Source organism: Xenorhabdus beddingii (genome assembly GCF_002127545.1).
GTDB classification, from domain to species: domain Bacteria; phylum Pseudomonadota; class Gammaproteobacteria; order Enterobacterales; family Enterobacteriaceae; genus Xenorhabdus; species Xenorhabdus beddingii.
On sequence record NZ_MUBK01000006.1, the window covers coordinates 36756 to 57686 of the forward strand.

Here is a 20931-nt window from a genome sequence, read left to right on the forward strand (position 1 = left end):
CTTTTTTGTTTCTTGTCACACTACTTTTTGCCATTCTTCCAACAATTCTTTCAACAACAATTCCTTCAATAAAATGTCCTTGCGTTCCTGCATATTTTTTATCGCTTTTTGCTTCACATGACCAAAACCTCGTACTTGATCGGGCAGTCCGGCGAGTTGCTGACAGGTTGCCAAATTATGGCGATCCATTTTTTCGATCAAAATATCAATTAATTGCTCATACTCAAGCAGCAAATGTCTTTCCTGCTTACGCTCTTCCTGATAGCCAAAAATATCGAAAGCCGTACCGCGCAGTGGCTTACAGGCAGCAAGAAAACGGAATACCGGAATGAGCCACGTGCCATATTCTCTTTTTCCCCGTTGGCCTGTGCGGGGATCTTTGCGATTGAAGAGGGGGATACTAAGGTGAAAGTGAATTTTGTTGGTATTATCAAATTGCGTGCGGAGATGATCGAGAAAATCCGTTTTGACGAACAGGCGGGCAACTTCATATTCGTCTTTGTAGGCCATCAATTTGAATAAGTTTTCAGCAACGGATTTGGTTATTTCTTCGGCATCAATCTGTTGTGCCAACATTTGCACTTGGGCAACGCGGCTGAGGTAACGCATCGCATATCTTTCATTTTGATAATCAACCAGTAATTGATAGCGATGCATGATGAGGTCGTCCAGGCTTTTTATCTTTCTTTGTGAATAAAGGTTTTGTGAATAAAGAGCTTGTGGATAAGAAACTTGTGGATGAATAGTTAAATGTTCCTGCAAAAGCTCTGGCTGTACAGCCGCGATGCGGCCTATATGGAAAGCCCGCCGGGCATTATCTGCCGAACTTCCCAACCCTTGAATGGCGTCGTTGATAGAACGCAACGTGATGGGAAGTTTTCCGAGTTGCCAGGCATAACCGATTAAGATGATATTGGCTTGTTCCCTGTCACCGACCAGATGAGCCGCCAACATCTCTGCATCAATGGAGAGTAATGACTGAGTGTGCTGGCTAAGGGTATCTAACATTTTGGGATAATCCAAACTCAGCATGGGCGCCCGAAGCATGGCACCAATCTGCGTTTCATGCGTGTTCAGGAGACATTTTGTCGAACCCCTCGACATCACTTCCAGAGCATTTTGTCCTGTCGCCGCGACTAAATCCGCCGCAATAACCAAATTGGCCTGCCCCCGATCAATCCTGACCTGATGCAATTTAGTTGCGTCATGGCATAACCGCACATGAGTGATGGCTTCTCCCCCTTTTTGAGCAAAGCCCGTGAAGTTAAGCAAGCTGACGGCACAACTATCTGATTGCGCAGCATTGGCAAGTAGGTGCCCTGCGGTAACGATGCCTGTACCGCCGACACCCACTAACAGGATTTCATAAGGTGTTGTTGCTGTAGCGAGGGTTGGCAGTGGCAATTTAGGGATGATTTTTTCTAAATCGGCTTGTGAGATGATCTTGCTGAGATCGGGACGCGGATGAGTATCTTCGACGGTAATGAAGCTGGGGCAAAACCCTTTTAAACAAGATAAGTCTGAGTTACAAACGTGTTGGTCTATCTTGCGCTTAATGCCCAAAGGTGTTTTTGTCGGGATGACGGCCAGGCAATTCGATTGTATTTGGCAATCCCCACACCCTTCACAAACCAGCTCGTTAATGACTGCCCGTCGCGTCACTTTGGGGACTAATCCCCGCTTTCTTTTGCGGCGAAGCTCGGTGGCACACGCCTGATCGTAGATTATCACTGTGACGCCAACGATTTCACGAAGGTGTTTCTGTATCTCTTCGAGATAGTCCCGATCATAGAGTTTTACATTGGCGGGAAGCAGGCTTTTATCTTTATATTTATCAAGATGGTTGGTCACGATAACGACTTCTTTGACACCTTCTGCCAGCATCAAAGAGGCCATTTGGAATAGCGTAATGTTTCCATCCAGTGGCTGCCCGCCTGTCATTGCCACGGCATCATTAAACAGTAACTTATAAGTAATGTGGCTTCCCGCCGCAACAGATTGACGGATGGCTAAATGACCCGAATGAAAATAAGTACCATCACCCAGATTCTGAAAGACGTGGGATCGATTCACGAACGGCGCATGTCCCACCCAATCAATGCCTTCTCCCCCCATTGGCAAAAGGCCGCTTCCGGTGTTGCGATCCATCCACGCCGCCATGACATGGCATCCTATGCCGACTTGGGCCTGGCTACCTTCCGGTAAGCGGGTAGACGTGCTATGAGGGCAGCCAGCACAAAAATAAGGTGTACGTTTAGGCAACTGGAGATCGTGCGGAATAATGGCTGTTGACCATTCTGGTGGCACGGAGAGGAAGAGATTGAATGGTTGTAACCAGCCAGAAAGCGGGATTGCGATCCGTGAAGGGCGCAATTCAACGTCAGCAGGCAACAATTTTTGCCCAAGATGATTGTGTTTACCGATCAGATTGACACTTTTCCGTAACTTAACCAATTGATGTGCCAGCAACATCTCAACAATGGCCGCTTTTTCTTCAATGACAAAGATATCGGTGACCTGTGCAGCCAGCTCGATGAGAAGTGGTGATAAAGGATAAACCAAACGGACATGGAGAAAAGCGACGCCTTGTTGTGCCAGTTCGCAAGGCGTCAGTCCCCCGGTACGCAGGGCTTCCATGACATCTTGATGGGCCTTGCCAACGGTGACCAACAAGGCTTGTGGCTGACGGCAAGGTGTGAGGAGATAATCAATGGGGTTAAGTTTGGCAAAATCTTCAACGGCTTTCAGTTTATAGGCCAAACGCTTTTCAATCTGCGGGCCGGGGAGATCGGGCCAACGCCAGTGCAGCCCATCAGGGCCGGGATCAACTTGAGGAATTTGATAAGCAGGAAAAGGTTTACTTTCTCTGATGGCTCCGCTTTCCACAACTTCACTGATCGCCTTGAATCCAAACCAGGCACCACTGACTCGTGACGCAGCCCAACCCCATAAGCCAACATCAAGATAATCCGCAACCGATGCGGGATGCAAAATGGGCATACTCCATGCCATCATGCTGAGATCAGACTGGTGGGACATAGAGGAAGAGACACAACCGTGGTCATCCCCGGCGATAACCAGCACGCCACCGTGTGGCGAGGAGCCATAGGCATTGCCATGTTTGAGTGCATCACCGGAACGATCCACTCCCGGCCCTTTGCCGTACCACATGCCAAAGACACCGCTGACTTGTCTGTCAGGGTCAGATTCTACTTTTTGCGTGCCAATCAGTGCATTTGCCGCAAGATCCTCATTGATCGCCGGTTGGAAACGAATATTGGCTTGGATGAGTGCTTTGCTGTGTTGCCATAATGTTTGATCTAAACGGGCTAAAGGGGAACCGCGATAGCCTGAAACGAATCCTGCGGTATTGAGATCATGCATTTCATCCAATTCAGCTTGAGCGAGTAGAAGGTCAACCAGAGCTTCAGTGCCCGTGACAAATTTAGATTGATAATATCGAGCCATGTTTTTGACCCTCTCTAAAGAGAATAATCATCTAAGTAACGACCAAAACTGATGTTAATCTATTGCCCTCAACGGCTTACGACAAGCATAAATCTTATTAGATGTTGGTTATTTGTTTATTAAATGTTAAATTATGTGGTCGTTCAGGTATTCTAAATAATTATAAGGGGGATGGCATGTACTTTTTGTATCGGAGCCGGGCGAATATCTTTTGAGCGTTTGGCATGAGGATAGCTGCAAAGGGCTTGCCATCTTATCTGAACACGTTCATAATGGCGCCCGTTCCTGATATGCAGATTGGAATAATTATCTTGTTACTCATCGAGTTAGCATCACTGAGTTAACGAATATTCAGAATCCGCATTCAGATACCTCAGGCTAATATTAGCCATCAGCGACGCGGGAATAGCTCAGTTGGTAGAGCACGACCTTGCCAAGGTCGGGGTCGCGAGTTCGAGTCTCGTTTCCCGCTCCAAATCTCTTCATTCTGTTACTACTTCATTTTTCTATTACCTCATTTTTCCCTAATAAAATATTTACACCAGAAAGTGTTTATCCTTGTATTTATTCATTTTCTCGCTCTATTTCCTGCCAGCAAGACACGATCCAATCCATTAATACCGAGATCCGATTGGGCACCACTGGGCACCACACCACCTACACCACATAGTGGCTTTTTATTCTCACTTCCACCCAATATATAACCCCTATTAAAAATACAATTCCCGTCAAAAATAAATTGTCGATAAAGCGCTTGCTATCCTGCCACAACAAGTCCATAATGCCGCCTCATTTTTGAAGAGGCAGAGGAAAATTTCTCCACCAGCGTCTAGAATAGATGGGGAGTTTTTATTTCGCTGCTGATTTCTGGTGTCTTCTACTAGAATTCAATCCTTGTTTTTTATCCACAGTATCTTAGATTTCAGCCATATTGAGTCACCTGATGTCACTCTAGTTGTTACACAGAGTTATCCACAGGAAGGCTTTGTCGTGCATGAATTTTTTAAGTTATCACTCAAGGCAATGGTTTGCGCTTAACTTATTGATTAATTAAAATAATTAATTTCATTCAAAAACACATTGATTAATATTTGTTCTTGGTTTGTTTGTTGATTGGGAAAGCATTTTTATTTTATTCACAAGGAAACAGACGGCCTTTTTAACAAGAAATTCGATTGGTTGCTTATTAAGCATCTCTGGGTAAGCCTTTTGTAATTGCCCGTATTAATCGTTTTTGTTGTGACGTTTGCACTTCGATTGCGTTAGCATTACGGCGGGTTATTTGTTGAGCAATGGCCCAGCGGATATGTTCATCCAAAACATCACTTAATCCCATTCTTTTTTCCAATGCGAGCACGATATCATCCTGATAAGGTGCATTGCCCAAGGCAACGGAAATGTTGCGTAACCAGCGCAAGTACCCGATGCGGCGAATGGCTGACCCTTCTGTGATACGCAGAAACTTTTCTTCACTCCAATGGAACAAATCAAGTAAGTCTGGGGTATGCAGTGCTGCGCGTGGGCTGAAATCGGCCTCATCCGTTAATTGTGAAAAACGGTTCCACGGGCAGATAAGCTGGCAATCATCGCAGCCATAAATCCGGTTGCCCATCAATGGGCGAAACTCTTCCGGGATCGCGCCTTCCAATTCTATGGTCAGATATGAAATGCATCGCCGGGCATCAATGGTGTAAGGCTCAACAATCGCACCTGTCGGACACGTTGTCATGCAGGCCACGCAACGTCCACATTGTTCCTCTTGAGGCGTGTCAATCGGCAGGGGCAGGTCAATCAGCAATTCACCCAGAAAAAACCAAGAGCCGGAGTCTCGATTTAATATAAGTGAGTGTTTACCAACCCAGCCAAGACCGGCTTTTGCTGCCAGTGGGCGTTCCATAATGGGGGCAGAATCGACAAAAGGGCGAAAGTTCAGAGTGCCCTGATAGTCATGAACGGTGCAATAGTCTTGAATCTGATCGCCGAGTTTTTTGAGACGTTGGCGCAGCAGTTTATGATAATCTCTGCCCAGTGAATAACGGCTAACATAGCCCATTTGTGGATTGTTAAGCGTACTGGCAAATGCGGCCTTAGCCGGCAGATAATTCATGCGCACACTGATTACCCGCAAAGTTCCGGGCAACAGCTCATGAGGACGGGCGCGCATCATGCCGTGACGTGCCATCCAGTCCATTTCGCCGTGGTATTGCTTATCAAGCCATGCTTGTAGTTTTGGTTCTTCTGCCGATAAATCGGTGTCACAGATACCGACTTGTTGAAAGCCAAGGGAAATGCCCCATTGCTTGATATTTGCGGCCAGAAGATTCAGATCGAGAGGGGTTGCCATGGAATATTAATTTACTGCTGCAAGAGAGGCGTAGATTAACACAGTGTGGAATGAATACAAAAAATGCGGTATACGGCATGACAACGATGCATAAGATGTTCAATGATAATGCCTGAATGATGGTTATCTGTTAAGCTATTTTGCTGATATGTCTACCTGTTTAGGCGTTTAATTCAATAAATAAAAATAGATATTTTTCGATGAAAGAACTCGTTTTATCACTTCCAAATGAAAATGCCACCGTTGCATTGGGCAATGCAGTGGCGTCAGTCAATGATCGCGGCTATGTTATTTATTTATATGGTGACCTTGGTGCCGGAAAAACCACATTTAGTCGAGGCTTCCTACAGGCACTCGGCCATCAGGGGCATGTAAAAAGTCCAACTTATACACTGGTCGAACCTTATGCTTTACAACCCCGGCCTGTCTATCATTTTGACTTGTACCGTCTGGCCGATCCTGAAGAGCTGGAGTTTATGGGGATCCGTGATTATTTCCACCAAGAGGCTATTTGTCTGGTGGAATGGCCTCAACAAGGCGCGGGGGTCTTGCCTGATGCCGATATTGAGTTGCACTTGAGTTATGACAATGACGGTCGACAGGCGCGTTTTGTTGCCTTATCTGAATATGGTGAAAGTCTGTTGGATAATTTGAAGTCCTTATGAAGGAATACCCGACCATGATGAGTGCCTTTTCCGTGAATGTGGTAAAAAAATGGCATACCCGCTGGGTGGTGGCCTGTGTTTTATTTGTCATATTGAGTCAATGGGTCATGGCGACGGCTGTGGCGGCGACGTTATCGAATGTTCATGTGAGCAATCGCCCATCTGAAGCGACAGTCACATTGGAATTCACTGGCGGGCATCCTGATTATCGATTTTTTCCTTTGCATTCTCCTGAACGCTTGGTCGTGGATATTCGTCAAGCCGGCAAAATCGTTGGGTTACCGATGCGTTTATCCGGCCAGGTTCTGGTAAAACAGGTACGTTCCAGCCAGCCGCCTGATACACACCATCAGAGGGTGGTGCTGGAGTTGGCACACAACGCCACCGCAACGTCCTCAGTGAAGAAGTCGGGTAGTACATATCAGGTGGTTCTTGCCCTGAAAACCCAGGGAGCAGTGAATAGCAAAACACCTATTTTCAGGGATAATGTGGCTAAAAACGAAAGTAAGCAATCACTGACTTCTGACTCCCCGTTAATGAAACCGGACACAATACCGGAGACAATACCGGATAAAAAACCAGCATCTCATGTTCATAAGCCAGCGAATACCCATGAAAACAGTGTGAAGAAACCGGCTGCCCAAGTTGTCCAAGGGCGGGGTATCCGCCCGATTGTGGTTGCCATTGATGCGGGGCATGGTGGGCAAGATCCGGGGGCGATGGGGTTGCGGGGGTTGAAGGAAAAAAACGTAACCATTAGTGTTGCACGTAAATTGGAAGCACTTTTGCGCAATGATCCCATGTTTAAGCCAGTGCTGACACGGGAGGGTGATTATTTTATCTCTGTTGCCGGACGTTCCGAAGTCGCCCGTAAGCATCGAGCCAACATGCTGATATCCATTCATGCGGATGCGGCTCCCAATCGCAGCGCCAGAGGTGCTTCTGTCTGGGTGCTCTCTAACCGCCGTGCAAAAAGTGAATTGGGAAATTGGCTGGAGCAGCATGAAAAACAATCGGAGTTGCTGGGCGGTGCAGGAGATGTCCTTGCCAATGGTGCCGATCCCTATTTGAGTCAGGCGGTGCTGGATTTGCAATTCGGCCATTCTCAGAGAGTCGGTTATGATGTTGCAGAGCAAGTGTTAAGTCAGTTAACCCGAATTGGCTCTTTGCATAAACGTCTGCCAGAACATGCAAGCCTCGGTGTGTTACGTTCGCCGGATATTCCGTCTATTTTGGTGGAAACCGGTTTTATCAGTAATCAGTCTGAAGAAGAATTATTGGGTTCCAATCAGTATCAGGAAAAATTGGCACAGGCCATCCACTTGGGCTTACGCCGTTATTTTCAGGCCAATCCACTACAGACAGCACCAAAGTAATCCGTATATGCCTATCAAAATAGGCTAAAAAAATCGTAAGTAAGGTCGAATAATGGCTATCAAGATATTACCCCCACAGTTGGCGAATCAGATTGCTGCCGGTGAAGTGGTTGAACGCCCCGCATCGGTGGTGAAAGAGTTGGTGGAAAATAGTCTTGATGCCGGTGCTACCCGCATTGATATTGATATTGAACGGGGTGGCGCAAAGTTGATCCGAATCCGTGATAACGGCTGTGGGATCAGTCAACACGATCTGACATTAGCCTTGGCGCGTCATGCCACCAGTAAAATTGCTTCATTGGATGATTTGGAAGCGATCATGAGCATGGGCTTTCGTGGCGAAGCGCTGGCCAGTATCAGCTCTGTTTCCCGGCTGACATTGACCTCTCGCCCTGAAAGTCAAACAGAAGCATGGCAATCTTATGCCGAAGGCCGTGATATGGAAGTGACGGTTAAACCTGCCGCACATCCGGTGGGGACGACGGTTGAAGTGTTGGATCTGTTTTATAATACTCCCGCCCGTCGCAAGTTCCTGAGAACGGAAAAAACCGAGTTTAGTCATATTGATGAAGTGGTGCGCAGAATTGCACTGGCCCGTCTGGACGTTGGCATTAATCTGAATCACAACGGAAAGTTGGTGCGTCAGTACCGTCCCGCTAAAGAAGAGTCCCAGCATGAACGGCGTTTGGCCGCGATTTGTGGTACGGCGTTTGTACAGCAGGCTTTGGTGTTGTCATGGCAGCATGATTCGCTGTCGATTAAGGGCTGGGTGGCTGACCCAATGAATGCAGTGGCAGGAAGCGATATTCAATATTGCTATGTCAATGGGCGCATGATGCGGGATCGGTTGATTAATCATGCGATTCGTCAGGCTTATCAAGATTTGATTCAGGGAGAGCAACAACCCGCTTATGTGCTGTATTTGGAGATTGACCCGCATCAGGTCGATGTCAATGTCCATCCGGCCAAACATGAAGTGCGGTTCCATCAAGCCCGCTTGGTACATGATTTTATTTATCAAGGCGTATCAGCGGTATTGAAACAGCGTAGCAAGGGAGTGGAATTAGCGCTGGGCTGTCAGGAACCTGCGGCAAACTGGGTGCCGGAGAATCGCCCTTCTGCCGGCGAAAACCATTTTCTGCGGAAAAGCGTTGCACCAACAGATGCCGGGTCTGCCCGACGTCATGATAAGGATGATCTCGATAAAAAACCGGGGTCGGGCGAACACCTGCATTCAGGTCGTGAAACGCAACGTTCACCTCATGGGGAAACACCTCACGGGGAAACATATCACGGGGAAAGCTACCAGAAAAAACAGGGGGAGCTGTACCAGAAACTGATTCAGTCTTCACCGGAAGAAAAGCGTCCCTTATTCCCAGAAAGAATCCCTTCAATGCCAAATTCGTCAAGTTCTGGCTCAAAGTCTACTCCTGCTACACCGAGGCAACCGGGGCAGGGCAATAATGATGGTGTTGAAAAATATCATTCAGGGAAAGCATATAGTTTCGGAAAAGTATTGAGCATTTATGCGGGTTGCCATGCTTTGATTGAATCGCCATCAGGGATAGGTTTACTCTCCCTGCCAGTGGCTGAACGCTGGTTGAAACAGGCACAACTGACACCGGGGGAACAAGGGCTTAAATCCCAGCCTTTGTTGATCCCACTGAAACTTGCCCTCAGTCAGGCTGAAATAGATGCCTTAAAGCAGAATAGTGAGCTATTAAGAACTTTTGGCATTGAATCGACAGTCGCGCATGGAAAAGTGACCATTCATGCGGTATCGTTGCCTTTACGTCAACAGAACCTCCCGAAACTTTTACCGGCGCTGTTGGGTTACCTTGGTGAGCTGTCAGCCGCTTCTACTGAGCAGGCAGCCCTTGTTGAGCAGGAAGCTCTTGCTGAACAGGCAGTCCTTGTTGAAAAAATAGCTATTTGGCTCTCCCGTCATGTGGGTAGCGAGCATGAAATGTGGAACGTCGCACAAGCCGTCCAACTTTTGGCTGATGTCGAACGTCTTTGTCCTCAACTGGTGGGATCGCCACCGGAAGGGTTATTACAGTTAATTGATTTACAAGCAGTGGTGGCACGCCTTAATCATGAGTGATTTAAAAACTCAACATCTGCCGACAGCCATTTTTATCATGGGGCCTACGGCTTCAGGAAAAACGGCGTTATCGATCGCCTTGCGTCAGCATCTTCCGGTTGAATTAATCAGTGTCGATTCTGCATTGATTTACCGTGGAATGGATATTGGAACCGCAAAACCTTCCGCAGAAGAGCAGGCTCTGGCTCCTCATCGCCTGATTGATATCCTTGATCCTACCGAAACGTATTCTGCTGCTGATTTTCGCCGTGATGCCTTAAAAGCCATGGCAGAGATCACGGCGGCGGGGAGAATTCCACTCCTAGTTGGTGGAACCATGCTATATTTCAAAGCATTGCTGGAGGGATTATCGCCCTTGCCTTCCGCAAATCCTGAAGTCAGAGCGCAGATTGAACAGCAAGCGGCGGAGCTTGGATGGGATACATTGCATCGGCAGTTACAGGAAATTGATCCGGTTGCGGCGGTAAGGATCCATCCCAATGATCCCCAACGTCTTACCCGTGCACTGGAAGTTTTCCGGATTTCGGGTAAAACTCTAACTGAATTGACTGAAACGTCTGGAGAAATATTGCCTTATCGCGTTCATCAATTTGCGATTGCACCTGCAAGTCGTGAGATCTTGCATCAGCGTATTGCTGCCCGTTTTGAACAAATGATCAAATCAGGGTTTGAAGATGAAGTGAAAGCGCTTTATGCTCGTAGCGATTTGCATACAGATTTACCCTCCATTCGTTGTGTTGGTTATCGTCAGATGTGGTCCTACCTCGCAGGCGAAATATCTCATGATGAGATGGTCTATCGTGGCATTTGTGCGACACGCCAACTGGCGAAACGTCAGATCACGTGGCTTAGGGGTTGGGACAATGTCACTTGGTTGGATAGCGATCAACCTAAACAATCACTAAACACAGTCATGCAGGTTATTAGTACATAAATTCATTGATTGTGTACAATTGATCGGTACAAAGTGTCATTTTTGAGTAGTTACTTTTTCGAACCAATCGGTTCTTAGTTAAAAACAACAAAATAAGGAAAATATAGAATGGCTAAGGGGCAATCTTTGCAAGATCCATTCCTGAATGCTTTACGGCGTGAAAGGGTCCCGGTTTCTATTTATTTGGTCAACGGCATCAAATTACAGGGTCAGATTGAATCTTTTGACCAATTTGTCATTTTACTGAAAAACACGGTTAGCCAGATGGTTTATAAACACGCCATCTCGACTGTTGTGCCTTCCCGTCCTGTGTCTCATCACAGTAGCAACCCGAATGTGACGACGAGTGTTGGTAATTATCATGCTGGCGCTAACCCAGCAGCACAACAGGAAAGCGATGCTACTGAGTAAATCAGTGGTTGTGCCTGACGTAAATAAAAACATAGGTAGGGAGACTTTACCTATGTTTTTCCTATGGATTTTTACTTAGCCTAAGGGGTTGCACCGTTGTTTGATCGTTATGAAGGCGGAGAACTGGCCGTTCTGGTGCATGTTTTCTTCTCACAGGAAAAAGATACGGAAAATCTCAGTGAGTTTGAGTCATTGGTCAGTTCCGCGGGTGTTTCTCCTGTGCAAATTGTAACGGGAAGCCGAAAGGCGCCTCATTCGAAATATTTTGTCGGAGAGGGCAAGGCAGAGGAAATTGCCGAAGCAGTTAAAAACAGTGGCGCAGATGTGGTTTTGTTTAACCATACACTCAGCCCTGCCCAGGAGCGTAATCTTGAACGCTTGTGCCAATGCCGTGTTGTTGATCGCACGGGGGTGATCCTGGATATTTTTGCTCAACGAGCAAGAACGCATGAAGGTAAGTTGCAAGTCGAACTGGCACAATTGCGCCACTTGTCTACCCGTCTGGTTCGGGGCTGGACTCACCTTGAACGCCAAAAAGGGGGGATCGGTCTGCGTGGTCCCGGAGAAACCCAGTTGGAAAGTGACCGCCGCATGTTGCGTGACAAAATCAAACAGATTTTGGGACGCCTCAGCAAGGTTGAAAAACAGCGTGAACAAGGGCGTCAGGCACGCAGTAAGGCAGATATTCCCACCGTCTCCCTTGTCGGTTATACCAATGCAGGGAAATCAAGTTTATTCAATAGGATCACCTTGGCTGAGGTTTATGCGGCTGATCAGCTTTTTGCCACCCTGGACCCGACGTTGCGCCGAATCGACGTCAATGATGTTGGTGCCGTGGTTTTAGCGGATACAGTGGGTTTTATCCGTCACTTACCCCATGATCTGGTTGCCGCATTCAAGGCGACTTTGCAGGAGACCCGGCAGGCAAAGCTGTTGCTGCATGTCGTTGATGCGGCTGACTGCCGCCTTGATGAAAACATCATCGCGGTTAATAGCGTCCTTGAAGAGATTGAATCCAATGAGATCCCTTCGCTACTGGTGATGAATAAAATCGATATGCTGGAAGATTTTGTTCCACGCATCGACCGCGATGAGGAAAACCGTCCTGTCAGAGTATGGTTATCGGCTCAGACGGGTGAAGGCATTCCGCTGTTATTGCAAGCGTTGACTGAACGCCTTTCAGGTGAAATCGCACACTATGAATTGCATCTTCCACCAGAAGCGGGGCGTCTGCGCAGCCGTTTCTATCAGCTTCAGGCCATTGAGCGTGAATGGATGGAAGAAAACGGTCAAGTGGGTATTGAAGTTCGGATGTCGATGGTGGATTGGCGCCGCCTGTGTAAACAAGAACCAAATTTACCTGACTATGTTGTCTGATTGATTGGCGCAGGGCGACAAACAAGGTATCATTTTATCCGCCATTTCAAGGTGCTTGTGATCATGGAAAAGTGTAGTGGAATGGCGGTGATGAAATGACTGTGCCAAAATTGCAGTGGTTGAATTGCACTGTCAAGTGGTTGAATCGCATTGTCAACAGTATCACCCAATAATATTGGTTGCTTACAAAAACGACGAAATTCGTTGTTTCTGCCCATGGAGGCCGCTGTCAGGAACGGTCACGGCCTGTGAAATGGGAAGCCTCACCCGTCAGGGTGGAGAGCAGTCACCTCTGAAAAACCAGTAAAAACTAAAAAGTGGAGCTAAAACATGGCGTGGAATCAGCCCGGTAATAACGGACAGGACCGCGACCCGTGGGGAAGCAGCAATAATAATGGCGGCAACTCCGGCGGCAACAATAAAGGTGGTCGAAACCGTGGGGCAACTGATCTCGACGATCTGTTCCGTAAACTGAGTGAAAAACTCGGTGGTCTTGGTGGGAACAAAGGTAAAAATGGTTCTGAGCAGGGGGCTAAATTTGGCGGGCGCCTTATTGGTCTTGCCGTTGCTGCTGCAGTTGCTGTCTGGGTTGTAAGTGGTTTCTATACGATTAAAGAAGCAGAACGTGGTGTGGTGACTCGCTTGGGTAAATTCAGCCACGTTGTTCAGCCAGGCTTGAACTGGAAAATGACGTTTATCGATAAAGTGCGTCCCGTCAATGTCGAAACGGTTCGTGAACTGGCGACAACGGGTGTCATGCTGACATCGGATGAAAACGTTGTGCGTGCTGAGATGAACGTCCAGTACCGTGTCACAGACCCCGCCGCCTATCTTTTCAGTGTCACCACACCTGACAACAGTCTGGGTCAGGCAACAGACAGTGCTGTGCGTGGAGTGGTTGGCAAATTCACAATGGAAAAAATTCTGACAGCAGATCGTACCATTGTGCGTAATGATACTCAGAAAGTACTGGAAGAAACCATTCGTCCGTACAACATGGGGATCACGCTGTTGGACGTTAACTTCCAGACTGCGCGTCCACCAGAAGAGGTGAAAGCCGCATTCGATGATGTTATCGCCGCTCGCGAAGAAGAGCAAAAAACCATTCGTGAAGCAGAGGCTTACAAAAACTCAGTTCTGCCAATCGCCAGTGGTGCTGCCCAGCGAATCATTGAAGACGCTAAAGCCTATAAAGTGAGTGTGGTATTGAATGCACAGGGTGAAGTGGCAAGTTTTGCCAAAATTTTGCCTGAGTATAAAGCTGCGCCAGAAATTACCCGTGAGCGCCTTTATATTGAAACCATGGAGCGTGTTCTGAGCCATACCCGTAAAGTCATTGCCAACGAAAAGAGCAACAACATGCTGGTACTGCCGTTGGATCAGGTTCTGGGGAATAGATCTGAAGCGCCAAAGCGCCATCAGGATATCAAGGTAACACCAGAACAGAGTAATGCGAAACAACCTACACCGACACAAGGGCACTCAAGTTCCGGTTATGACAATTCTAACTATGGCAATTCAGGCTATGATAACTCAAACAGCCTGCGTGGTGAGACGCCAAGACAAGGGAGACCATAATCATGCGTAAGTCGTTCGTCTTTGCTATTGCCGCCATATTGGTTGTGCTGTATTCGTCGGTATTCATCGTCAATGAAGGTCAGCGTGGCATTGTGCTGCGTTTTGGCAAGGTTATGCGTGACGCTGAAAATAAACCTATGGTTTATCAGCCTGGTCCGCATTTCAAAATTCCATTTGTTGAAACGGTTAAAATGCTTGATGCCCGTATCCAGACAATGGATATCAAAGCTGACCGTTTCCTGACCAGTGAAAATAAGGACCTGATTGTTGATTCTTATCTGAAATGGCGCATTAAAGATTTCAGCCGCTATTATCTGGCAACCGGTAATGGAGAAATTCATCAGGCCGAGCTGCTGTTGAAACGTAAATTCAGTGACCGTTTGCGTTCTGAAATTGGTCGTTTGGACGTGCGTGGCATTGTGACAGATTCCCGTGGCCGTTTGACGACAGATGTGCGTGATGCGTTGAACCTGGGAACCAATGAGGATGATTCAGCCGCAGACGACGCGATTGCTTCGGCTGCGGTTCGTGTGGAGAAGGAAACGAAAGGCAAGCAACCTGCCCTGAACCAGAACAGTATGGCTGCACTGGGGATTGAAGTTGTAGACGTTCGTATCAAGCAAATTAACCTGCCGGATGAAGTCTCAGGTGCAATTTATCAGCGTATGCGTGCAGAACGTGAAGCTGTGGCGCGTCGCCATCGTTCACAAGGTCAGGAAGAAGCTGAGAAAGTCCGTGCAACCGCAGATAAGATGGCGACTGAAATCAAGGCCGAAGCGAAGCGACAGGCACTGGTTTTACGTGGTGAAGGTGATGCGGAAGCAGCTAAGTTGTTTGCTGATTCATTCAGCAAAGATCCTGAATTCTACGCATTCATCCGTAGCTTGCGAGCTTACGAAAATAGCTTCCAAAATGATGGCAACATCATGGTACTCAGCCCAGATAACGATTTCTTCCGTTATATGAAAGAGCCACGTAAGCAGGGTCATAATGCGAATGATTAAGTGATATTGGCAGCCAAACCGCTTTCAATCACTTCAATCGGCAAAAATAAACCTACCGCGGCCAGCAAGTCTGGCCGCTCTCTATACCTCCTTTTCATTACTAATGCTGACTTTCCCGCCCATTTATATGACGAAACGAAATAACAGAAGTAACAAAAAATACTGAAAGGTGCTAAATGAGATGGTAGAATCCATTTTTAAGCAACCGAGTGAACTTTTGAAATGGGTAAGAACGTTGTCGTATTGGGCACCCAATGGGGTGACGAGGGCAAGGGTAAAATCGTCGACTTGCTGACTGAACGGGCTAAATATGTAGTTCGTTATCAAGGGGGCCACAACGCGGGCCATACACTAGTCATCAACGGTGAAAAAACCGTTCTCCACTTAATCCCATCTGGGATCTTACGTGAAAATGTCATTAGCATTATCGCAAATGGGGTCGTTTTAGCACCAGATGCTTTGATGAAAGAAATGAAAGAGCTTGAATCACGTGGGGTTCCTGTACGTGAGCGCTTGCTTATTTCTGAAGCCTGTCCGCTGATCCTGCCTTACCATGTTGCACTGGATAATGCTCGCGAGAAAGCGCGTGGTGCCAAGGCGATTGGTACAACGGGTCGTGGTATCGGCCCTGCATACGAAGATAAAGTCGCACGCCGTGGTCTGCGTGTGGGTGACCTGTTCGATAAAGAAACTTTCGCCGCCAAACTGAAAGAAATCATCGATTATCACAACTTCCAACTGGTTAACTACTACCAAGAACCTGCTGTTGATTACCAGAAAACGCTGGATGATATTCTGTCTGTGGCGGATATCCTGACCGGCATGGTGGTTGACGTTTCTGACCTGCTTTACAAAGCCACTCAGAAGGCTGAGCTGGTGATGTTTGAAGGTGCACAGGGTACGCTGCTGGATATCGACCACGGTACTTATCCTTACGTAACCTCTTCCAACACCACTGCGGGTGGCGTTGCAACGGGTTCTGGTCTGGGTCCACGTTACGTTGACTATGTACTGGGTATCATCAAGGCTTACTCCACCCGTGTTGGTGCAGGTCCATTCCCGACTGAACTGTTTGATGAAACGGGTGAATACCTGCGTCAGAAAGGTCAGGAATTTGGTGCCACTACAGGCCGCAGCCGTCGTACTGGCTGGTTGGATATCGTTGCTATCCGTCGTGCGATCCAAATCAACTCCCTGTCTGGCTTCTGCATGACTAAACTGGACGTACTGGATGGCTTGAAAGAAGTCAAAGTCTGCGTTGGCTATCGTCAGGCTGATGGTTCTGTCATCGATACTACTCCGCTGGCCGCAGAGAACTGGGAAGGTCTGGAAGCCGTTTATGAAACGCTGCCAGGTTGGGATGAAAGCACCTTTGGTGTGAAAGATCACAGCCAGTTGCCACAAGCCGCATTGAACTACATCAAACGTGTAGAAGAGCTGACCGGCGTTCCTGTTGATATTATTTCCACAGGCCCAGATCGTGCAGAAACCATGATCCTGCGTGATCCCTTTGATGCTTAATTGATAAGTAATAATTTAATCTTTTAAGTACACCTAACCGGGCTTAATGCCCGGTTAAGATCCCTCTCTTTTGATTAGTATTTTCTCTGACATGCCCCGTTGCAGGGGGGCTTGTGACTAAACGTTAAAACCGTAGTGAGTGCCATCAGATAGCTCGATATCAAGACGCAGTTTGCCGCCAGAAGCCTCAACGTAACGTTTGAGGGAAGATAGCTTCAGGTCTCGGCCAGGTTTTTCCATGTCAGAAACTGTAGGCTGCTTGATACCGAGAGCGGTAGCAATGTCGCTCTGGGTCATGTTTACCCGCTCGCGAAGCTCTGCCAGGTGGATATTGAGTAACATCTCTGTTGCCGCTGCCTCTGCTTTGGCAATCACTTCGGGCTTCTCATTCGCCAGCATTTGCTCAAGAGTTCTTGCCATAATACCTACTCCTTCTTTAGTTTTTCTAGATGTGCCGTGAATTCATGATCAGCTATCGGGATCATCACTTCATAAAATCGTTTCTCATTTCCAGTTTTGTTACCGGCGCAAAGAAGAATTCCTTTTCGCTTGGGATCGAATGCAAAGAATGCTCGGATTGGATCCCCTTTGCTTTGTACGCGCAATTCTTTCATGTTGCTGTGAGATGAACCATATACAGAGTCTGCGTACGGTCTGGACAACATAGGGCCTTTTTCACGAAGCACCATCATTGAAGCCAAGACATTGGCTCTATCGGTATCGTCCAGAACATCAAACCACTCATCAAAAGTATCCGTCGTTTCGATAGCCCACATGACTACTCCTTACTGAGTATAGATTAAACACTATATAGATCAAATGCTATATAGATAAAAATCTATAGTCAAGAAAATCGGTGTCCTAAAATGAGGCTATCAACTTCCATATGTAAAATTCCATCTGTAAAAGTCGTGGATTCGGTTTTGTCGCTGTGCTGCGGGTCGGTGATTCCGTGGGAAACATCGCCACAAACAAACGGCTCGTTTTGCTTAATTTTTAAAATACCCACATAATGATAAACAACTAACGAAAACCAACAAACAGACATTTTTTGGTTCCAAATAACCCCCATTATATTCAGTCTCTCAGAGGTGAGTGTGCAGTTAACCAGTTTTACCGATTATGGATTACGTGCCCTGATTTATATGGCGTCTTTACCGGAAGGCAAAATGACGAGCATTACAGAGGTCACTGACGTTTATGGTGTATCCCGTAACCATATGGTAAAGATCATCAATCAACTTAGTCACTTAGGATTGGTGAATGCTGTCAGGGGAAAAAATGGTGGTATTAGTCTGGGTAAACCTGCCAGCGAGATCAGAATTGGCGATGTGGTTCGTTCATTGGAACCACTGTCATTGGTTAACTGTAGTGCCTGTCAAATAACGCCAGCATGTCGTTTGAAATCAGTCTTGAATCAAGCGGTAGAAAACTTTTTGGAAGAGTTGGATAAACATACTTTGGCCGATATGGTTAAAGACAATCGTCCCCTTTATCAATTGCTTTTGACTCAGTGAAGCGAGGGGATAAACAGCTTGCTGATGACAACAGAGGAATGAAGATGTCAAAAGATCCTTTTCAGGAACGAGAGGCTGAAAAATACGAATCTCCTATCCCAAGCCGTGAATACATCTTGGATATCATTTCTAAACACACCACCCCGGTAAGCCGTCAGGAATTAGCACGAGAACTTCAGTTAACCAGTGCGGAAGCACAGGAAGCATTGCGCCGCCGTTTGCGGGCAATGGAACGCGATGGGCAGTTGGTTTTTACCCGCCGTCAATGTTATGCATTGCCAGAGCGACTGGATTTGTTGAAAGGCACGGTGACCGGACACCGTGATGGATATGGCTTCCTGCGGGTGGAAGGCCATAAGGACGATTTTTATCTGTCTGCCGAGCAGATGAAAATGGCGATCCACGGTGATGTTGTACTGGCGCAGCCTTTGCAGCCAGACAGAAAAGGCCGGATTGAAGTCCGCATTGTGCGGGTGCTGGAGCCAAAGAACAGTCAGATCGTCGGTCGGTATTTTATGGACGCAGGCATGGGTTTTGTCGTCCCTGATGATAGCCGTTTGTGTTTCGATATCTTGATCCCCAAAGAAGAAGTTTGCGGGGCAAGAATGGGGAGCGTCGTGGTGGTTGAATTGACCAGTCGCCCGACCCGCCGAACCAAAGCCATCGGTAAAATTGTTGAAGTGCTGGGTGAAAACATGGGAACGAACATGGCGGTTGATATTGCGCTGCGTACCCATGAAATCCCGCATAGCTGGCCACCCATGGTAGAAAAACAGGTGGCAGATCTGGATGAAAATGTGCCGGAATCGGCCAAGCAGGGGCGTGTTGATTTGCGTGAATTGCCGTTGGTGACGATCGATGGCGAAGATGCCCGTGATTTTGATGATGCCGTGTATTGCGAAAGAAAACGCGGGGGTGGCTGGCGGTTATGGGTTGCGATTGCTGATGTCAGTTACTACGTTCGCCCACAAACGCCGTTGGATACAGAAGCACGCAGCCGTGGTAATTCGGTCTATTTCCCTTCTCAGGTTGTACCGATGCTGCCAGAGGTACTGTCGAATGGTTTGTGCTCCCTCAATCCAGAAGTAGACCGCCTGTGTATGGTGTGTGAAATGACGGTTTCTGCTCAAGGCAAGCTCTCTTCCTATAAGTTTTACGAAGCCGTGATGAATTCCCATGCGCGTTTGACGTATACGAAAGTTTGGAAAATCTTGCAGGGCGATCAGGAACTGCGTGATCACTACAAACCGCTGGTGAAGCATATTGAGCATCTGCATGAAGTTTATCAGGCATTGGAGCTGGCGCGTGAAGAGCGTGGCGCCATTTCGTTTGAATCTGAAGAAGCCAAGTTTATCTTTAACGCAGAACGTCGCATTGAGCGGATTGAGCCAGTGGTGCGCAATGATGCCCATAAGCTGATTGAAGAGTGCATGATTCTGGCGAATATCGCGGCAGCCCGCTTCGTTGAGAAACATCATGAACCTGCGTTATATCGTGTTCATGATCGGCCAAGAGAAGAGAGTATTCTGAACCTGCGTTCGGTTTTCAACGAGTTGGGACTGAGCTTATTGGGTGGCATGACACCAGAACCGAAAGATTATGCGCAGTTGATGAAGCTCGTCGCAGATCGACCGGATCGTGAGTTATTGCAAACCATGCTGCTGCGCTCCATGAAACAGGCGATCTATGAGCCGGAAAACCGTGGGCACTTTGGTCTGGCGCTGCGTGCATATGCTCACTTTACTTCACCCATTCGCCGCTATCCCGATTTGGCCCTGCACCGGGCAATCAAATACTTATTGGCGCAGGAGAGTCAGGAAAGTGATGTTGCTGAACATCACTGGACGCCAACAGGCGGCTGGCACAACGATATGGATCATATGTTGCAACTGGGTAGCCATTGTTCCATGACCGAACGCCGTGCTGACGAAGCGACAAGGGATGTAGCAGACTGGCTGAAATGTGATTTCATGCAAGATCAGGTCGGCAATGTTTTTACCGGGTTGATTACCAGCGTGACCGGCTTTGGCTTCTTTGTCCGCTTAAATGATCTGTTCATTGATGGTTTGGTGCACGTTTCGACGCTGGATAATGATTATTACCGATATGATAATGTCGGCCAGCGTTTGATTGGTGAATCTTCCGGGCAGACTTATCGTCTGGGTGATGAAGTCGAGATCCGTGTGGAAGCGGTTCACATGGATGAGCGTAATATTGATTTCACTTTGCTTTCAACGACTCGTAAGGCGCGTCATCAAGGTAAGACCGCGCGTGATAAAGCGAAAAAAGGTAGGCCGGAGCGTAAAAATAACAGAAAAGGCCGTGATGATAAAAAATCAGCCAATTTTGAGCCAGACAACGCTTCCCGTAAAAAGAACCGTGCAGAAAAGCCTAAATCATCCAAGCAGAGAAATGCGACTAAGCAGAGAAATGCGACGCCAAGCAATTCTGCACCCAGCAACGCTACACCAAGCGATGCTATACCAAGCGATGCTACACCAAGCAACGCTAAACAAAGTAAAAAGAAAAAACCGTCAGACAAAACCCAAAAAATTACGGCAAAGCTGAAAGCGAAACGTGCGAAAAAAGCGCAGGTCAATAGCCATCACACCGCCAGTAAAAACAGTTAATC

At 47.4% G+C, this 20931-nt stretch carries 17 protein-coding genes and 1 tRNA gene; 12 read left to right on the forward strand and 6 right to left on the reverse strand.

Annotation, left to right across the window (positions count from 1 at the left end):
* Nucleotides 1-15 precede the first annotated feature (15 nt).
* Complete coding sequence (locus Xbed_RS05260; RefSeq protein WP_086111883.1) at nt 16-3468, reverse strand: indolepyruvate ferredoxin oxidoreductase family protein; 3453 nt, start codon at nt 3466-3468, stop codon at nt 16-18.
* Between the two features lie 399 nt (nt 3469-3867).
* Between Xbed_RS05260 and Xbed_RS05265 the strand changes: the two genes are divergently transcribed.
* Nucleotides 3868-3943 (forward strand) — tRNA-Gly (locus Xbed_RS05265).
* Nucleotides 3944-4036: 93 nt separating this feature from the next.
* On the opposite strand, the gene Xbed_RS20485 is transcribed toward Xbed_RS05265, so the two are convergent.
* Nucleotides 4037-4165 (reverse strand): hypothetical protein, encoded by a 129-nt coding sequence (locus tag Xbed_RS20485; RefSeq protein ID WP_279625507.1) that lies wholly within the window; start codon nt 4163-4165, stop codon nt 4037-4039.
* Between the two features lie 489 nt (nt 4166-4654).
* Nucleotides 4655-5812: a tRNA epoxyqueuosine(34) reductase QueG gene (gene queG, locus Xbed_RS05270; protein ID WP_086111884.1), complete on the reverse strand. Its 1158-nt coding sequence runs from the start codon at nt 5810-5812 to the stop codon at nt 4655-4657.
* Nucleotides 5813-6012: 200 nt separating this feature from the next.
* Between queG and tsaE the strand changes: the two genes are divergently transcribed.
* From tsaE to Xbed_RS05320, 9 genes are all read left to right on the forward strand, one after another.
* Nucleotides 6013-6477: a tRNA (adenosine(37)-N6)-threonylcarbamoyltransferase complex ATPase subunit type 1 TsaE gene (tsaE, locus tag Xbed_RS05275; protein WP_086111885.1), complete on the forward strand. Its 465-nt coding sequence runs from the start codon at nt 6013-6015 to the stop codon at nt 6475-6477.
* A 14-nt stretch (nt 6478-6491) separates the two neighbouring features.
* Nucleotides 6492-7853, forward strand: a complete 1362-nt coding sequence (gene amiB, locus Xbed_RS05280) for an N-acetylmuramoyl-L-alanine amidase AmiB (RefSeq protein ID WP_422641376.1) — start codon at nt 6492-6494, stop codon at nt 7851-7853.
* Nucleotides 7854-7905: 52 nt separating this feature from the next.
* Nucleotides 7906-9957, forward strand: coding sequence for a DNA mismatch repair endonuclease MutL (mutL, locus tag Xbed_RS05285; RefSeq protein ID WP_086111887.1), 2052 nt, complete (start codon nt 7906-7908; stop codon nt 9955-9957).
* Complete coding sequence (gene miaA, locus Xbed_RS05290) at nt 9950-10891, forward strand: tRNA (adenosine(37)-N6)-dimethylallyltransferase MiaA (protein ID WP_086111888.1); 942 nt, start codon at nt 9950-9952, stop codon at nt 10889-10891. The genes mutL and miaA overlap by 8 nt, the downstream gene beginning before the upstream one ends.
* A 108-nt stretch (nt 10892-10999) precedes the next feature.
* Entirely contained in the window at nt 11000-11302 is a 303-nt protein-coding gene (gene hfq, locus Xbed_RS05295; RefSeq protein WP_086111889.1) for an RNA chaperone Hfq, read from the forward strand.
* 96 nt (nt 11303-11398) lie between these two features.
* Nucleotides 11399-12679: a ribosome rescue GTPase HflX gene (hflX, locus tag Xbed_RS05300; protein WP_086111890.1), complete on the forward strand. Its 1281-nt coding sequence runs from the start codon at nt 11399-11401 to the stop codon at nt 12677-12679.
* Nucleotides 12680-13009: 330 nt separating this feature from the next.
* Nucleotides 13010-14257 (forward strand): FtsH protease activity modulator HflK, encoded by a 1248-nt coding sequence (gene hflK, locus Xbed_RS05310; RefSeq protein WP_086111892.1) that lies wholly within the window; start codon nt 13010-13012, stop codon nt 14255-14257.
* A 2-nt stretch (nt 14258-14259) separates the two neighbouring features.
* Nucleotides 14260-15261: a protease modulator HflC gene (gene hflC, locus Xbed_RS05315; protein ID WP_086111893.1), complete on the forward strand. Its 1002-nt coding sequence runs from the start codon at nt 14260-14262 to the stop codon at nt 15259-15261.
* Nucleotides 15262-15483: 222 nt separating this feature from the next.
* Nucleotides 15484-16782, forward strand: coding sequence for an adenylosuccinate synthase (locus Xbed_RS05320; RefSeq protein WP_086111894.1), 1299 nt, complete (start codon nt 15484-15486; stop codon nt 16780-16782).
* A 117-nt stretch (nt 16783-16899) separates the two neighbouring features.
* Here the strand turns inward: Xbed_RS05320 and Xbed_RS05325 are convergent, their stop codons facing one another.
* From Xbed_RS05325 to Xbed_RS05335, 3 genes are all read right to left on the reverse strand, one after another.
* Nucleotides 16900-17202 (reverse strand): helix-turn-helix domain-containing protein, encoded by a 303-nt coding sequence (locus tag Xbed_RS05325; protein WP_086111895.1) that lies wholly within the window; start codon nt 17200-17202, stop codon nt 16900-16902.
* A 5-nt stretch (nt 17203-17207) separates the two neighbouring features.
* Nucleotides 17208-17558, reverse strand: a complete 351-nt coding sequence (locus tag Xbed_RS05330; RefSeq protein WP_086111896.1) for a type II toxin-antitoxin system RelE/ParE family toxin — start codon at nt 17556-17558, stop codon at nt 17208-17210.
* 68 nt (nt 17559-17626) lie between these two features.
* On the reverse strand, nt 17627-17830 hold the full coding sequence (locus tag Xbed_RS05335) for a hypothetical protein (protein ID WP_086111897.1): 204 nt from the start codon (nt 17828-17830) through the stop codon (nt 17627-17629).
* Nucleotides 17831-17879: 49 nt separating this feature from the next.
* Here Xbed_RS05335 and nsrR point away from each other — a divergent pair, with 49 nt between their 5' ends.
* Together nsrR and rnr are read left to right on the forward strand one after the other, a co-directional pair.
* Entirely contained in the window at nt 17880-18299 is a 420-nt protein-coding gene (nsrR, locus tag Xbed_RS05340) for a nitric oxide-sensing transcriptional repressor NsrR (protein WP_086111898.1), read from the forward strand.
* A 44-nt stretch (nt 18300-18343) separates the two neighbouring features.
* The gene (rnr, locus tag Xbed_RS05345; RefSeq protein ID WP_086111899.1) at nt 18344-20929 is read left to right on the forward strand and encodes a ribonuclease R; all 2586 of its coding nucleotides are present in this window, start codon (nt 18344-18346) and stop codon (nt 20927-20929) included.
* Nucleotides 20930-20931 lie beyond the last annotated feature (2 nt).